The organism is Bacillus sp. ISL-78, from assembly GCF_018613455.1.
GTDB lineage: Bacteria > Bacillota > Bacilli > Bacillales > DSM-1321 > Peribacillus > Peribacillus frigoritolerans.
In genome coordinates this window covers 88,034-104,793 of the sequence record NZ_JAGGQC010000008.1, presented here as the reverse complement: position 1 = coordinate 104,793, position 16,760 = coordinate 88,034, and the positions used below count along the sequence as shown (strand labels likewise).

Annotated in this window: 13 protein-coding genes; all 13 read right to left on the bottom strand. The window is 38.6% G+C overall.

The genetic code is table 11. From position 1 onward, the window contains the following. Positions 1-112 precede the first annotated feature (112 nt). The 13 genes from J7I96_RS10355 to J7I96_RS10295 all read right to left on the bottom strand — a co-directional run bounded on the left by J7I96_RS10355 (position 113) and on the right by J7I96_RS10295 (position 16,501). A complete protein-coding gene (locus J7I96_RS10355; RefSeq protein ID WP_101221779.1) occupies positions 113-874 on the bottom strand; it encodes a DeoR/GlpR family DNA-binding transcription regulator in 762 nt (253 codons plus the stop codon). 119 nt (positions 875-993) lie between these two features. After that, the gene (locus tag J7I96_RS10350; RefSeq protein WP_214767617.1) at positions 994-2,289 is read right to left on the bottom strand and encodes a class II aldolase/adducin family protein; all 1,296 of its coding nucleotides are present in this window, start codon (positions 2,287-2,289) and stop codon (positions 994-996) included. Positions 2,290-2,304: 15 nt separating this feature from the next. Then, positions 2,305-3,768, bottom strand: coding sequence for a rhamnulokinase (rhaB, locus tag J7I96_RS10345; protein ID WP_214923880.1), 1,464 nt, complete (start codon positions 3,766-3,768; stop codon positions 2,305-2,307). Beyond that, entirely contained in the window at positions 3,768-5,432 is a 1,665-nt protein-coding gene (locus tag J7I96_RS10340; protein ID WP_214767614.1) for a ribulokinase, read from the bottom strand. Before J7I96_RS10340 ends, rhaB begins: the two co-directional genes overlap by 1 nt. Positions 5,433-5,527: 95 nt before the next feature. Further along, positions 5,528-6,565: an autoinducer 2 ABC transporter substrate-binding protein gene (locus tag J7I96_RS10335; RefSeq protein WP_214767612.1), complete on the bottom strand. Its 1,038-nt coding sequence runs from the start codon at positions 6,563-6,565 to the stop codon at positions 5,528-5,530. Between the two features lie 68 nt (positions 6,566-6,633). Further along, positions 6,634-7,608 (bottom strand): ABC transporter permease, encoded by a 975-nt coding sequence (locus J7I96_RS10330; protein WP_214767610.1) that lies wholly within the window; start codon positions 7,606-7,608, stop codon positions 6,634-6,636. A 15-nt stretch (positions 7,609-7,623) separates the two neighbouring features. Continuing rightward, positions 7,624-8,607 carry an ABC transporter permease gene (locus J7I96_RS10325; RefSeq protein ID WP_214767608.1) on the bottom strand — a complete coding sequence of 328 codons (984 nt, stop codon included), beginning with the start codon at positions 8,605-8,607 and terminating at the stop codon, positions 7,624-7,626. Continuing rightward, complete coding sequence (locus J7I96_RS10320; RefSeq protein ID WP_214767606.1) at positions 8,604-10,151, bottom strand: sugar ABC transporter ATP-binding protein; 1,548 nt, start codon at positions 10,149-10,151, stop codon at positions 8,604-8,606. The genes J7I96_RS10325 and J7I96_RS10320 overlap by 4 nt, the downstream gene beginning before the upstream one ends. Before the next feature lie 23 nt (positions 10,152-10,174). Further along, a complete protein-coding gene (gene rbsK, locus J7I96_RS10315; protein ID WP_214923882.1) occupies positions 10,175-11,146 on the bottom strand; it encodes a ribokinase in 972 nt (323 codons plus the stop codon). Beyond that, entirely contained in the window at positions 11,143-11,832 is a 690-nt protein-coding gene (gene rpe, locus J7I96_RS10310) for a ribulose-phosphate 3-epimerase (RefSeq protein WP_214767601.1), read from the bottom strand. The genes rbsK and rpe overlap by 4 nt, the downstream gene beginning before the upstream one ends. Positions 11,833-12,023: 191 nt before the next feature. Next, a complete protein-coding gene (locus J7I96_RS10305; RefSeq protein ID WP_214767598.1) occupies positions 12,024-13,637 on the bottom strand; it encodes a response regulator in 1,614 nt (537 codons plus the stop codon). After that, positions 13,603-15,474, bottom strand: a complete 1,872-nt coding sequence (locus J7I96_RS10300; protein ID WP_214767595.1) for a cache domain-containing sensor histidine kinase — start codon at positions 15,472-15,474, stop codon at positions 13,603-13,605. The genes J7I96_RS10305 and J7I96_RS10300 overlap by 35 nt, the downstream gene beginning before the upstream one ends. Continuing rightward, entirely contained in the window at positions 15,464-16,501 is a 1,038-nt protein-coding gene (locus J7I96_RS10295) for an autoinducer 2 ABC transporter substrate-binding protein (protein ID WP_214767592.1), read from the bottom strand. The genes J7I96_RS10300 and J7I96_RS10295 overlap by 11 nt, the downstream gene beginning before the upstream one ends. Positions 16,502-16,760: the final 259 nt, after the last annotated feature.

Below are 16,760 nucleotides of genomic sequence, written 5' to 3'. Positions count from 1 at the left end.
ACGCAAGCATGTTACTAAACTGAAAGCCCTTTTTTTTGGAAACGAGGCAATAATAAAAATAGATTGCTCGCTTTAAAGGACACATTTCCCAACTGTCGCTAATGATTCTATTTTATTTTACAATCGTTACTTTTACATTTCTTTTTTCAAGCAATTTTCTTGATGCTTCATCTATTTCTCTATCCGTAATGACCTCATCCACTTCACTAGGCGGAACGATTAATGAAAACGCCTTTTTTCCAAACTTTGAGGAATCCACCATCAGGATCACTGCATCCGACCTTTCGATCATTTTCTTTTTTAATAAAGCCTGCCCTTCATTAGAATCACTGAGTCCTTCTTCTAAGTGAATCCCCTTGCAAGACAAAAACGTTTTGTTGACATGATACATCGTTAATGATTTCTCTGCTATCGGACCAACAAATGATAAAGACTTTGACAGCAATCTTCCCCCGGTTGAAATAACCTCTATTTTTTCTTTTTTACTCAATTCCATCACCACTTTGGTGGAATTGGTAATAACCGTTAGCGGTATGTTTGGTAAGGCTTTTGACATATACCAGGCAGTTGTACTTGCATCTAAAATAATCCTGTCACCTTCCACTATCCGCTTTGCCGCTTCATATGCTATCACTTTTTTTTCGTTGACATTTGTTATCACTCTTTCGGAAAAATGGATTTCCGAATCATCTTCTTGCAGGCTAACGGCACCGCCGTGGCTGCGTTTTAGTTTTGTTTCTTTCTCAAGCTTTTCGAGATCACGTCGGATTGTTTCCTCTGTTACTGAAAAGATTTCACTTAATTCTGTAACACGAATACTCGAACGTTCATTTACGAGTTCGACAATTTTTTGGTGTCTTTGAGCTACAAGCATACCAACTTTCTCCTATCTATATAATCTTTGTTTACTTTTGTTTGTTTTTGTATTGTAACATATATAAAGCCCTCTATATAAATAGAGAGCTTAGGAACTGCCTTTTTTCATTGATATCGTTATTTGGCAATTAGCTTAAAACCTTCAATAATTTCTTCAATATCTTCATCACTAATATCGATTACTTCGCCAATACTTTTAGCGTACACCAATGCTTTTGCACTATATTCAGCTACTTCTAGCCTATCAAATACACTCAGTAAACTTTTTCCTGAGACAACTGCATACCCATTTTCAATTAATAGGACAGGATTATCCTCTGCTAGTTTATCTGCAATCATTCTATTATGATCTTCTCCCATTCCAAAAGGCACTTTATCTATATCCCGAAGTACAATGTAGGCCTCTGGAATTATATGTGTATTATATTTAACATCTGTCACAGCATAGGCCATTAAAAATCTTGGGTTCGCAATGATTACGGATGTAAGCTCCGGGTTTAACTCATATATTTTTTGATGAAGCTCAAAAAACTCACATGGTTCCTTTCCAGCTTCACTATACTCCTGATGAATCAGAACCAATTCATCTTCCTTAATATATTTACGGTCCTGTTGAGCAGGCGTGATTAAAATAGAGCCATCTTTAAGGCGGGTTGAAAAGCTGCCTGAGATACTTGTAAAAAGCTGACGATCATATAACCGTTCCAATAACCTGATCATTTCTTGACGGCAAGAAACCTCTTCGACAGAATGGTGCTTCATTTCTATCTGTGTTAATTTATCCGCTTTATATAAATCTATTTCTTGTAAATTTTGTTCGGTCAGTTCAAATGGTTTCCCTATATTCCTTGCATTTATTTCCATACAAGCAGTATCTTCAAGTGTTTCAAACAACTTAAAGGCATCAAATATAGTGGGTTTCCCTACCACAATACCATGATTCTCCAATATGACCGCATCCCCTCCTTTTGCAAATTCAGCCGAAATATTTTCCTTTAATTTGTCGCTTCCAGGGATCGCATAGGGTGCAACCTGAAGGGAATCTGCTACACTCTTATATGCATGTAAAAGCAACTTTGGGTTTGGTCCTTTACGAGCCATGCTAAAGGAAACCAAAGCCGGGGGATGTGCATGTACGACAGCTTTTATATCGGACCTTGCTTCATAAATTCCTTGATGAAAAGGAAGCTCTACCGATGGTTTATGTTTCCCTATGAATGTACCGTCCTTTTTGACGCACATGATATCATCCATGGTTAATGCTCCTTTATCAATTCCCGATGGAGTAATCCAAAGGTCACCATTTTCATCTAGAATAGAAAGGTTTCCTCCTGAAATTGTTGTCATGCCATATTTATAGACACGTTCCATGATCATAACAATTTGTTTGGCTGGATGCAGATTTTCATTCATACTTTATCACTCCTATTATTTACATTCTTCTTTCATGGAAATTGCTTGTTTGAATTTTTCAATCAGAGATGATGATTCAATTTTTTCTTTTGGCTCATATTTTTTTATAAGGAACGAGTGTTCTATTAACTGACGTGCCGTTTGTAAATCGCTTATTTCATTGCCTGAAATCATTTGTACTAGTATATTCCCAATCGCCGTAGCCTCCGTTGGTCCAGCGTATATGGTTTTCCCGCTAAGGTCTGCTGTAAGTTGATTAACGAATTCATTTTTCGCCCCTCCTCCGACAATATGAAGTTGCTCGATTCTTTTCCCGGTTATCTCTTCTATTTGCCGAATGGACATCGCATAAATAATAGACATATTTGTAAATATACAGTTCGCTAATTCGCCCACTGTATGTGGAATCTCCTGATTCGTCTCCCGACAATACTGCTGAATTTCTTGAATCATATTTTCTGGATTTAAAAATCGTTTATCATTAAAGTTGATGAACTGCGTGCACACCTTTATTTTCTCTGCCTCATATACAAACTGCTCGAAGTTATAGTCTTCCTTTAAATGTCTTCTGACCTCTTGAATAACCCACATACCAATGATATTTTTCAGAAAGCGGTAGGTTCCGTATGCACCCCATTCATTTGTATAATTGTTTTTAAGGGCTAACTCATTCACTATCGGTTTATCGCTTTCAATCCCAAGCAACGACCACGTTCCGCTACTAATATAGGCCCATTTCTCTCCATTACCAGGTGAACCGACTATGGCGGAAGCAGTATCATGTGAAGCAACGATAATCACTTCTGTATTGGGAAGATCAAAAGTAGAAAAACGTTCTTTCATCAGTTTCCCTAATCGTTCTCCCGGATTAACAAAAGGCGGGAATTGATCTTTTGACAATGCAATCAGGTTTAGTAACTCTTCATCAAACTTCTTCGTGTTTACATTCAATAATTGCATCGAAGAAGCACTTGTAACTTCTGTGACCTTTTTCCCCGTTAGGCAGTAACCTAAATAATCTGGCACAGTCATGACATTCCTAGTGACTTTCAGGTTCTTTATATCTTCTTCGTACAATTGGTATAACGTGTTAAATGATAAGAATTGAATCCCCGTTTTTTGATAAATGATTTCTTTAGGTAGTGTTCTTGTGACCTTTTCGATTGTATTTTCGGTGCGCTTATCACGATAAGAGATAACTTCTTGCACTCTGTGTCCATTATCATCCAACAATACGTAATCCGTTCCCCACGTATCAATTCCAAGTGTACAGTGGTCGTATCCAAGCTTTTTTGCTGATTCTAACCCCTTTAAGATTTCATTCAATAAATGATCAATATCCCAAAAACAGGTTTCATTTTGGGAGGTGAAACCATTCGCAAATCGATGGATTTCTTCAATTACTAATTTCCCGTTCTCCATTTTCCCTAAGACCAGCCGGCCACTTGAAGCACCAATATCCACCGCAATATGTATCATTAGTCCACACTCCTCAATTTCTTTAAACCGTGCATTATGGAAATATGATCGCGGCCAAAGAAGTCATGCAGTTCTAAATAATAAGCATACAGTTGTTGATAAATACTTACATTTTCTTTAACCGGTATAAAAGTATCTTCTTTTACTTTTGCCATCTTAGAGGATGCCTCCTCTATGGAATCATACCCACCATTTATACGGCCGGCAGCCGTGGCAGCGTATATGGCTGCTCCTAATGCAACCACTTGTTCCCCATCCGCGATTTTAATTTCACGATTTAAAATATCGGCATATATCTGCATTAACAGTTTATTTTTTTGAGGTAATCCGCCACAGGCAAACAAATCGTTTATCTCTATACCATCATTCTCAAAGGTTTCAAGGATTTTCCTTGTTCCAAAGGCTGTTGATTCTAAAAGTGCACGGTATATTTCTTCCGGCTTCGTGGAAAGAGTAATCCCTGCTATCACACCTGACAAGTTCGCATCTACAAGGACTGTTCGGTTGCCATTCCACCAATCTAACGCCACTAACCCAGATTGACCAGGCCTTAAGCGAGAAGCCTTTTTTTCCAGTAAGCTATGTAGATTGACACCTTCTTGCTCAGCTTCTTTCTTTACATACTCAGGAGCAGTTTGCTCAATATACCATGCAAACGAATCGCCAACAGCCACCTGACCCGTTTCATAACTGAATGATCCGGGAATTATTCCATCCTCCACTACTCCACAAATACCTTCTACTGTTTGTTTTTTCTCAGAAATTAACATGTGGCAAGTAGAGGTTCCCATCGTCATCACAAATTGGCCTGGATGGACAGCTCCTACAGCTGGAACACCTGCATGGGCATCGATTATGGATACAGAAACAGCCGTACCAGATTTCAACCCCATCTTCTTAGCCATCCCTTCTGTTAAACCACCCGACCGTCCAGCAATGGGTAATACTTCACCACGCATTTTTGTATCCAGTATATCCAGAAGACGTTCATCAATAGCCGCTAAAAAAGCAGGGTCCGGATATCCATCTTTTTTATCCCAAAATGCTTTATAACCGCTCATATTACTGCTGCGTACCAGCTCATTCGTCAGTCGGAAGGTAATCCAATCTCCGGCTTCCATAAATAGATCCGTTTCTTCATAGATATCAGGTGATTCACGTAACACTTGTAAAATCTTAGGGAACATCCATTCAGAAGAAATTTTCCCGCCATATCGTTGCAGGAATGGTTGATTCGTTGCCTGTGCAATGCGTGTAATATCATCCGCTTCTTTTTGTGCGGCATGATGCTTCCATAATTTGACCCAACTGTGAGGGTCCCTTTTCCACTTCTCATCAAAACAAAGGGGATTTCCTTTCTTATCAACAGGCAAAATGGTACATGAGGTAAAATCGATTCCAATGCCTATCACATCATTCGCATCTACTCCGCTTAACCGAATCACTTCAGGAACAGAAGTGTATAAAACGTCCAAATAATCACCTGGATGCTGGAGAGCCCAATCTTTTTCAAGTTTACATCCGTCTGGAAGCCTATTAGACAATACTCCATGACGATAAGGTGTAACATGTGTAGCCATTTCATTTCCGTTCTCTATATCTACTAGCAGCACTCTTCCTGATTCAGTGCCAAAATCAATTCCGATTGTATATCTCTCATTCATCCCTTCATCATCTCCTAACATGCAAGTCTCGCAATGATATTTAATAAAAAGGCCCCTCTAGATAGTTGAGAGGGGACTTTTCGGTCAATCTAACCTTAAAAATTAAAATCAGCTGCATTGTCTTTCGTAAAATCTGTCGGTGGTCCCATGATGATTGTTTTTCCATCCTCCCACACGTCAATTTCACCTACATTTTCAACTTTCAAACCATCTTCTGGTTTCTCCCCTTCAGCTAGACGTTTGGCGAGGGCAACTGTTAAATAACCTAGTTTGTCTGGCTCCCAAAGAATGGCTACATCTAGAGATCCATCATTTAAATATGGTGAAGAGTCTTTCGGTAGAGCAGTTCCAACAACTGTTATATCTTCTTGCAGTCCTTTTTCCTGAACAGCTTGGGCTGCCCCAAGAGGTGCCGGAGTAGAAAAAGCCATGATTCCTTTTAATTCAGGATTTGATTTTATTAAATCCAGTGTTTTTTGGTATGCCACCTGTTGTTTTTCATCTGTCGCGATTTTATCCGATACTAATTCAATACCTGGATAATTCTCTTCCAGTTCTTTTTTTGCTGCATCAATCCAGGTGTTTAAGTTTGCTGCTGAAAGCCCTCCAGTTAATATAGCGATTTGCCCTTTTTCAACACCCATTTGTTTTACGAGTGATTTAGCGATATGGCGACCGTATGCTTCATCGTCTATTTGGTGGACAGATAATTCTACAAGGGATTGATCAGCTGGTGTATCCCAATCCATTACAATTATTCCTTCATCCTTCGCCTTTTGAAGGACTGGTGAGAGTGATGCAGCGTCATTTGGTGCTACTGCGATTACATCCACATCTTGACTAATTAAGTCTTCAATGACTTTTACTTGCTGTGCAGCATCCGGTTCCGTAGGTCCTGTGTAAATGGTTTCCACACCAAGATCTTTACCTGCTTGAATCGCTCCTTTTTCAGAAGCATTGAAATATGGTATCCCCATTAATTTTGGAACTACGGCAATTTTCAACTTCTCATTACCACCTCCGCCACTTGTTTCTTTTTCACTGTTCCCCGATGCTCCTTCTTGTGATACACAGCCTGCTAACAGTCCCCCAGCTAAAATAGCTGTTGCCAATATCCCCGTCATTTTCTTCATAATGATCCCCCTTACAATTTTTCTGATTTTTCACTAAAGTATTTTCAGAGATTACATGGTCATGTAAATTACGCTACAGAGTTTGAAGGTAACTTCTTTTGACTTTTTTCATCTAATTTCGTTTTCACGAAGTTTATGACCAATACCGTGATTAAAATAACCCCCATCATCACAGTCACGATCGATCGTGGTACACCCATTAAGTTCAATCCACTTGATAACATTTGGAAAATGACCACTGCGTAAACAGTGCCGATAACTTTGCCATAACCACCTTGAATTTCAGTTCCGCCAAGTACGGCTGCCGCTACACTTTGTAATAAATAAGAAGATCCCAGATCCACTTTTGCAGTATTATAACGGGATGTCATAATAATGGAAGCAATTGTGGCAAGAAGTGCCGCATATAAGTAAACCCTCATTAATACCTTGCTATTATTTATACCTGAAAATAATGTGGCGATCGGATTGCTACCCACCATATAAACACTTCTGCCCCATTTGGTTTTTGACAGCAATATAGCTGTTATTATTGCAAATAGTACAAAAATAATGATGGAAAGAGGAACGATCCCCATATAGTAGCCGTTTCCAATTAAGCTATAACCCTCACTGAATCCTGAAATTGAATTTCCTTTCGTAATGCTTAAGATCAAACCTTCAAAAAGCACCATCGTTCCGAGTGTTACCAGTATTGGCGAAACACCGATTTTTGAGATGAGTACGCCGTTAATCAATCCGCAACTCAGCCCGACTAAAACACCGATTAAGATTGCGCCTAGCATTGGGTATCCGCTGCTTGCCATAAGTGCGATTGTCACGCCAGACAAGGCAGCTGTATACGTAATCGATAGGTCAATCCCTCCAGTTACAATCACCACCATCATTGCTAATGCGATTAAACCAAACTCCGGGAGCTGGAACATCATATTGGTTAAATTATTTGAAGAAAAGAATCCAGGTATTGAAAAACTCATTAACACAAACAAGCCTGCTGTAATTACACCTAAAGTATTTTCTTTTGATATTGAAAGCCGTTTCATTTTTTCACCTCTTTCTTACGCTTCCACTTCAATTTTCGCTAACTTATCTTTTGAGCGTTTATATTGAATGTGGTCGTATGACACAGCCAGTAATATAATCAATCCAGTGAATACTTTTTGCCAGAAGGTATCAATTTTTGCCAAGATAAGTCCATTTTGTACAATGCCTAGCAGAAGAACGCCCAAAACAGTTCCCAAAATGGTACCGCGCCCCCCCATGATGTTCGCACCGCCCAAAACAACGGCTGCTATGACCATCAGCTCCAGACCAAGCATTCCATTAGGATCCACAGACTTTGTATATGCTGTTTGAGCAATGGCTGCTATTCCTGCAAGAAACCCCATATAGGAGAAAACAAATATTTGAACTTTGTCAAAATTTATCCCAACCCGAATGGCTGAATCTTTATTACCGCCAATCGCCAATACTTCGCGACCGATTAATGTGTATTTCAAAATATACCAAGTAAACAGTGCTACGGCGATAAAAATTAGAATGATGATAGATATACCAAACATCTCAAAACTGGCAAACTTGATGAATACGGTTGGAAAACTGCTGCTGTTCAAATACTGTCCATTCGTAATGTACAACACGAGCCCATTAATGATACTCATCATTCCAAGTGTCACGACAATAGCTGGAATTTGAACCTTTGCAACAAGCAGTCCATTCAGTGCACCTAAACAAACCCCAAGAAATGGCCCAATCAAAAAGAGTAATAGTATAGAGATGGGATGGTCAGGCATGAGCATCATTACTTTTCCAACGATGACACAGACAGCGCTTGTAACAGCGGCCACCGATACGTCAATCCCGCCAGTGATGATTACAAGTGTCATACCCACCGCCAGAATTCCAAGTACAGCATTCCCTTTTAGTACATCCAGCAAATTGTCTACAGTAAAAAAATACGGGCTTAAGAATGTCAACGTAATACATAGAAGCAAAACAATCATTGCGATGCTGATTTCCTTCGACTTCAAAATGGCGTTCATGTACGTACCTCCTCTTTTAGCGGAAGCCCTTTTTTGGAAGGAGATTGAGAACCAAGCAGAGCATAATTCATGATATTTTCCTGTGTCGCTTCTTCTATACCAAGCTCTCCGGCTATTCTTCCATGTCTCATGACCAAAATCCGATCACTGACAGCAAGTACTTCTGGAAGCTCTGAAGAAATCACAATAATGCCTATTCCTTCAGCAGCCAGTTCCCTCATTAACTTATGAATTTCTGACTTCGCCCCAATATCAATCCCATTCGTCGGTTCGTCAATAATTAGGATTTGTGGTTTAGTAGAAAGCCACTTGCCGATCACGACTTTCTGTTGATTTCCGCCTGATAGGTCACCAGCTGCCCTTTTAGGCAAAGCGGGTCTAACATCTAGCGTTTTCATATAATGATCAGCCAGCTTAACTTCTTCCTTTCGCTTAATCAATTTGAATTTATTTCTCAATTGTTTCAAAACAGGTAATGAAATATTATTGATTATGGACTGGCGAAGGATGAGACCTTGCGTTTTTCTGCTTTCTGGAATATATGCAATCCCTTGCTTTACAGCATGTTCAGAAGAGTTGATTTTAGTAGAAACCCCATTTATTTTCATACTTCCATCGTAGGGCCTGTTGACCCCGAATATCGCTTGTGCAAGCTCTGTTCTTCCTGATCCGACAAGTCCTGTAATCCCAAGGACTTCTCCAGCTTTCAATTCAAAGGAAATATCTTTAAAGTTACCTTCTTTTGATAAACCATTCAGTTCCAAAAGAGTTTTTCCTGTTTTTCCTTTTACCATATTCTTGTTATATAAAATCTGACGTCCCACCATTAGTGTGATTAATTTATCTTCATCAAGTTCTTCAGTTTCATAAGTGCCGACATATTTCCCATCTCGCAATATTGTAAATCGATCGGAAACAGTAAATAACTCTTTTAACTTGTGGCTGACAAAGATTATGGAAATTCCGCGATCCTTTAATTTTTGTATAACTTTATAAAGCTTTTCAACTTCCCCTGCGGATAGGGATGAAGTCGGTTCGTCCATTACAATTAACTTGGAATCAAAAGCGAGGGCTCTGGCGATTTCAATCATCTGCTGTTGAGCAATGCTTAATTTTTCAACGGGTGTATGAACATCAATCTCAAATTCTAGTTCTTTAAGTGCCCGTTTTGCTGTATCCTCCATCTCCTTCCATCTAATCTTTTTCCATGGTTTTTTGTCACTATCCCGGCCAATATAGATATTTTCAGCTACAGATAGGTTTGAAAATAAACTTAAATCCTGATAAATGATTGAAATGCCTTTTAGCGTAGCATCAATCGGTTTTTGAATTTCGGCTTCTTTTCCTTCAAAGTAAAACTTGGCGCCTGGGTCCGGTCGATAAATGCCAGCTAATATTTTAATGAGCGTTGATTTCCCGGCACCATTCTCACCTATTAACGCATGAACTTCTCCTTTTTTCACTTCAAGCTGAACGCTATCCAGTGCTTTTACACCTGGGAAGGTTTTACTGACATTCGTCATTTGCAATAAGAAATCAGACATGTTTCTCTCCTTTCCAACCTTAATCAGTCATAAATTTGATTCAACTTTTGTTTTTTACCATAATAATTAATGTTATTAGTTTCACAAAAATGTTCCACTTCTGCTAGCCTCGGCACACCATCTTGGGCCCCCATTTTCGTTACCTTCATCGCCGCTACAATTGAAGCAAACTCGGCTGCTGATTCGATCGTCTCCCCATCTGCAATGGCACAAGCAAGGGCTCCTGCGAACGAGTCTCCTGCCCCCACTGTATCAACAGCTTTTACAGCAATGGGCTCGATAAAGTTTGTTTCACCGTTTTGATAAACCAATGCTCCTTTATGGCCCAACTTAATAATGCTATTCTCCACTCCAAAATGATTCTCAAAGAAAACACCCGCTTTGCATGCATTTTCCTTCGAGTTGACGTCAATCCCAGTCAACACTTTTGTTTCCTGCCAATTCGGCGTAATCAAATTGGCATACGTTAGTGCTTCAGTCGTTACCCCTTCTGCCGGAGCAGGGTCCAGGATAATAAACATATTTTTTTCTTTAGCCCTTTTCATTGCTTGTAGAACAGCCTCATTAGGAATTTCCATCTGTACAAGTAAAACAGCATAGTCATCAATGATGGTAGAAAAACAAATGTCAATATCACTTCTTGTCAAATGTTCATTGGCCCCTTTAATGACAAGCATGGTGTTTTCTGCTGTAGCATCTACTGTAATGACTGCGCATCCAGTTGGATGTTCTGCAACATGTTTCAAGGAAGATATGTTCACGTTATTTTGAAGAAGAGAACGTTCTATTTCATGCCCGAATGCGTCGTCGCCAACCGCACCGATCAGTTTTACTGGTTTTCCAAGTTTAGCGCACGTCGTTGCTTGATTTGCGCCTTTTCCACCACTTAATAGTTTCATATTTTCTCCAAAAATCGTTTCCCCATGCGCTGGATACTGATTAGTGACTGCGACAATATCCATATTAATACTCCCTACCACTACAACCCCTTTCATGCACAACCCTCGTTTTTCATTTTCATTTGCTCTAAGAATTCCCGGAGTTGGCCAACGGCATCTTCCAGTAATACATCGTTTTTAAATAAACAGGACGTCCCGCAAACCAACATGTCGGCTCCATTTTTCAATACACCCGGAATGGTTTCGAACCCAATGTTTCCATCTACCTGAATATCAATTTGGTAGCCTTCCGATTGAATTAATTCTTTTATCTTTTTTATTTTCTTATACATAAGCGGTACAAAGGACTGTCCGGCAAAACCAGGATTCACCGTCATCACCGTTACATAATCGACTACATCCAATACATGTTCAAGCTCTGTGATGGGGGTTGATGGATTTAAGGCTACCCCTGCCTTAATCCCATCATTCTTCAGCTTTTGTAGTGATCTCTGTAAATGGGCAGTTGCCTCTGCATGAATGGAAATCATATCTGCCCCCGACTGAATGAAAAGATCTAAATGGTCTTCCGGTCTTTCAACCATTAAGTGAACATCAAATGGTTTATCCGAGAATTGCCTAATGCGTTTAATTAGATCCGGGCCCATTGTAAAATTAGGAACAAACGATCCATCCATTATATCTAGATGAAAGAAATCAACACCTGCACGGTCTAATCTCATTACTGATTCTTGTAAATTCCCCATATCTGCACACATAAGTGAGGGTCCAATTAAGGTCATATAAACACTCCCGTTCCATTTCGTCTTTTATCAAGAAAGCGTTTTCCTCATAAAGGAAGCGCTTTCTTTTCTGATACTTTCACTATAAAGGGAATTGGTATAAGCTGGTAGGTGATAAAATTCGGGTAGGGGGGATTTTCTTCGGGACATTTTCAATGTAGACATAAAAAAAAGCTCCGGAATGGAAGCTTCTACTTTTTCACAAAAAACTCATGAGTATCTCGATATTGAGACGGAAGTTGTCCTGTCCATTGCTTAAACAGCCGACTAAAATATTTGGTATCTTGATAGCCTACTTTTGAAGCGATATCGTAAATCTTTAAATCTGTATGACTTAATAATTCCTTCGCCACTTTTAACCGTTCATTAGTTACATAGTCAAGCACGGTTTCACCTGTCTGATTTTTAAAATACTCACAAAAATAGGTTGAATTTAAATGGACATGATTGGCGATTTTTTTTATTGTGATGTTATCGCCTATATGTTTTAGAATCCATTCTTTTGCCTGGCGTATGGGATCTGTTTGGTCATTTTGAAATGCTGCTTGCTTTTTTAACATATTCATGACCCAGCGCTCCGTCTCCTTTTTTAAATGATTAAAATGAGAAGAATCCTCGGCAATGCTAAATGCTTCCTCAAGTAAAAGCGGAAGGTCTTTAAAACCATCACTTTTAATCCATTTATTAATAATTCTAATAGACAAATAGCGAACCGATTCTTGTATTATGAAAGGGGAAGTGACATCTTTCAGTTCGTTAAAAAATTGCCTGAGAGAACGAATGGCAGCTTCTTCACCATGCTCCATCGCCTCCACTGTCTCTTCTGCCCATTTATAGATGGATGGCGGCACTTCAATCACTTTATTATATGATACATGTTTAAGCATTTCAGTTCTGAAAATTTTATTGCCTCCTTGTATCATTCGATATTGCAAGGTAGATCGTAATTCATCTTTAATATTTACTAAAAGGGTAAGGTCATTAAACTCATTCGCAAGGGCAATGGAAACCGTAAAAGGGGTTTGCCGTTGGACACTTGTTTTTAATGTTATACACAATTGCTCCAAAGCTGTAGGGGTAGTATCCTTAATCAAAAACCAACTAGCATGTAGACTATCTTTCCACATCCAATGCATTGAATGATCATCTAGTAAGTCTGTTATAAGTTTTTTTATTACATCATTCCATCCACCCCAATCTTCTGGTGAAAAACTTTGGGTCTTGGCAGATGTATGATCGATTCCAATATGGATCAGGGAATAGGTTCCTTCTGGAAATTGCCGCGTCCATTCAAGTAATGATAAGTCCATTGCATCTTTCCACGTAATTTCCATCAGCAATTGAAGCTGCTTTTCATGGGTTAATATCAAGGCTCTTTCTTCTATTTCTCCTATCTTTTCCCTTTCCTTTCGTGCCTCAATTACTTTTTCCTGCACAGTCTTCAACTGCAGTTTAAACTTTTCTCGATCAATCGGTTTCAATATATAATCGACAGCTCCTTCCCTTAGGGCAGTCTGTACATAGAGAAAATCATCATACCCGCTTATAATGAATGGAAATAGCCTTGGTTTAGTTTTTTTCAAATGTTGAATTAACGTTAACCCGTCCATGACAGGCATTTGTACATCTGTAATTAATACATCAACTTCTTCTACTTGATTGATAATTGCATCGTATGCCTCTTGACCATCGGAGTAAACACCTACAACATGCCACTCTTCCCCACAAGATTGTACTAGTCTTTCTATGCCTCTTCTAATCCTTGGTTCATCATCTACAATGACCGTCCTGACCCTTTGTATCATCTCTGTTCTTCTCCTCTCCTTGAACATACATGCTTACTTGTTGGGCATTTATTTTGGGAAGTCGGATAATCACACTCGTTCCCTTTCCGTATTCGCTATTAATTTGAAGATTATATTGTTCCCCGAACATCATGCCAATTCTTGCATTTACATTGATAATCCCAAAGCCAGAGTCCCGTTTCATCATTGGATCCAAACGTAACTTTTCATTTAATTCAATCAATTTGCTTTCTGTCATCCCTGGTCCGTTATCACTGACTATCAGCAAAAGATATTCCTCACCTGTCTGAGTTTCCTCTTCAGAAATATGTATCTGAATGTCTATTTCCTTTCTTTTTTCCAATCCATATTTAATGGAATTTTCAACGATTGGCTGTAAAACAAACTTGGGTATATAATAATTAACTACATCTGCTCCTTTTTCTATCATAAAATGCAAACGATCTTCAAAACGGAATTGTTGGATGCTTAAATAATCTTCAATGTGCTGAACCTCACTGTTTATAAGAACCAAGCTTTCTTTATTACTGATTGAAAAGCGCATCATTCTACCAAGCAGAGTCACCATCTTCACGACTTCATCGCTCTCTCCTTCTTCCACAGCCATGCCTATGGTTTCCAGCGTATTATACATAAAGTGAGGATTTATTTGAGATTGAAGGGCGTATAATTCAGCTGTTTTTTTTCGCAGTTCAATGTGGTAGTTTTTATGAATCAGCTCTCTTATCTCTGCAAGCATTGATCGAAAACTGTTCGCGAGCATCCCGACTTCATCCTCGGAATGTATAGGTATATCTACTAATAAATCACCTTTTTCCACCCGCTTCATTATATCTCCTAATTCGTTTAGTGGACGTGTAACGGTCCAGGCAAAAAAGATAGAGATCAATGTAGTAATAAGTGTAAAAAGGATAAAAACGAAAATTGTTACATTTCGGATAACATCCGTTTTTTCTGTCATGTTTTTGATAGGCATGCTATGAACGAGTACCCATGGCAGCTCATTTGATTCACTTATACTGATTAAATTCCGTTTTCCATCGATTTCTGTACGAAAACTACCATTCAGTAATGGGTAATCATGTATCCCTTTTTCCACTGTACCAATTTTTGAATGATCCTTATGATAAATTATCTTCCCCTGCTTATTCATGATCCACATCGTAACATTCTTTTCCTTTTGCAAATCCTGAAGTGATTGCTCAAAAAAGGCTACATCGATGGCTAAATAGAGCGTTCCTAAATTTTTTCTATTATCGAAATCAGTAATTGTTTTGACCAGCATAAAATAGGAGGGATCCCCTTCAAACGTTAAATTAGTCTGATTAGGAAGGAGCAACTGCATCTCGCCTAGCAATCCTAGGTCATCTGCATATGGCAAGGAACCATCTTCAAAACCAAAATTGTCATAATGCAGACTTGTACTTGCAAATGTACGATTCTTGGAAACAAGAAACGCCCCCAAAATAAGAGATGAATTGTTATTTAAATAGGTTCTTGTCAAATAACTCTTCATGATATATTCATCGTGTAGCAAAACCGATTTTTTTTTTGATTGGCTGTCTCTTAAAATAGCCATAACATCACCGGAATTATAAATTAAATCAGGTAAGGTCTCTAGTTTTTGAATGTCATTTTCAATGTTGCCATTAACCTGTTTAACAAGACGGGGAATATATTCGCCTACTTCTTCTTCTATTGATTTTGTGTATTGCCAGTATGCAATTAACCCAAGGAAGGCCATAGGTAGAACCGTTAATAATGTATAGGTTGTAACTAGTTTTGTCGTTAAACGAAGGTTTTTTATCAGGATAGGCTTTTTTCCTTTAAAAATCATACTGGTTCACATTTCCCTTTGTAAAATCGATGGGCTCTCCCATAATAACCATATCACCTTTGAATTTAATCCTACCTATGTTATTAATGTTCTGTCCTTCATACGGAAATTCATCATTCAATAAGTTTTTTGCTAGGCTAACAGTCAAGTAACCTAACTTTTGTGGACTCCATAACGTAATGGTCTGGGCAGCCCCTTCCTGTAAATACCCATTCATTAAATTAGGAGTCGATGTACCGACTACAGCAACCTTGCCGATTTCCCCTGCATCTTTCACAGCCTGAGCCGCAGCAGGAGGATTAACCGTTGAAATACCAATAATTCCTTTTAGGTCCGGGTATTTTTTAAATAAATTTTGTGTTACCTTATACGCTTTATGAATATCTTCGTTTGTATATTCCACTTCAACTAGTTTCATAGTTGGATAATATTCTTTTTGTTGAATTTGAATCCAATCAATCCATGTATTAAGATTGGCAGCGGTAGGAGATCCCGTCATAATCGCAAACTCCCCTTTTTCTTCCATTTCAATAGCGAGAGTATCCATTACATGCCTGCCAATTATCTCAGGATCTATCATGTTCACAAAAAAGCTTCTGTATGATGCATTAGTATCAGAATCCCAGGTGATCACCTTGATTCCTTTACGCTTTGCTTTTTTCAGCACCCTGCCTAATTTATATGGATCATTTGCAGATACCGCAATTACGTCCACTTTTTTTTCAATTAATTTTGTTATAATCTCTTCCTGCTTTTCAGAGCTGGGGGTAGGTGGGCCTGTATATATGACCTTAACACCTAAGTCTTTTCCCGCCTCCAACGCCCCCTCCTCTACCGCTTTAAAATAAGGTATTCCGTCAATTTTAGGTATAACAGCTATCGTATACGAATCTTTTTTATTCTCGACAGGTTTTGTATTAACGTCGATACTTTCTTCATCATTGTAAATAATCTCGTATTCTGTAGAATGATCACAGCCGCTTAGTATAAATAAAAACAAAATAAAAAAGATGGGCATCCTTAACATGATTAGCTACCTTCTTTCTTAAATTCTAAACTTTAGCACGTATCATGGATATTGTAATAAGGAATGACTTAAGAAGTGCTTTTCTCTTCCGGTTCCATTCACCGCTGCTTCTTTCTAAGAAAACGGTTTCATAAATGATGGATTTTACCGGGAGTATAACCTTAATTTCTTTACTAAAATAGGAAACCTTTATATACTTTCAGGTTTCCCTATAATTTATTGTCCAGCCATGTCCTTCTCTGTTATGTTCAACCACTAA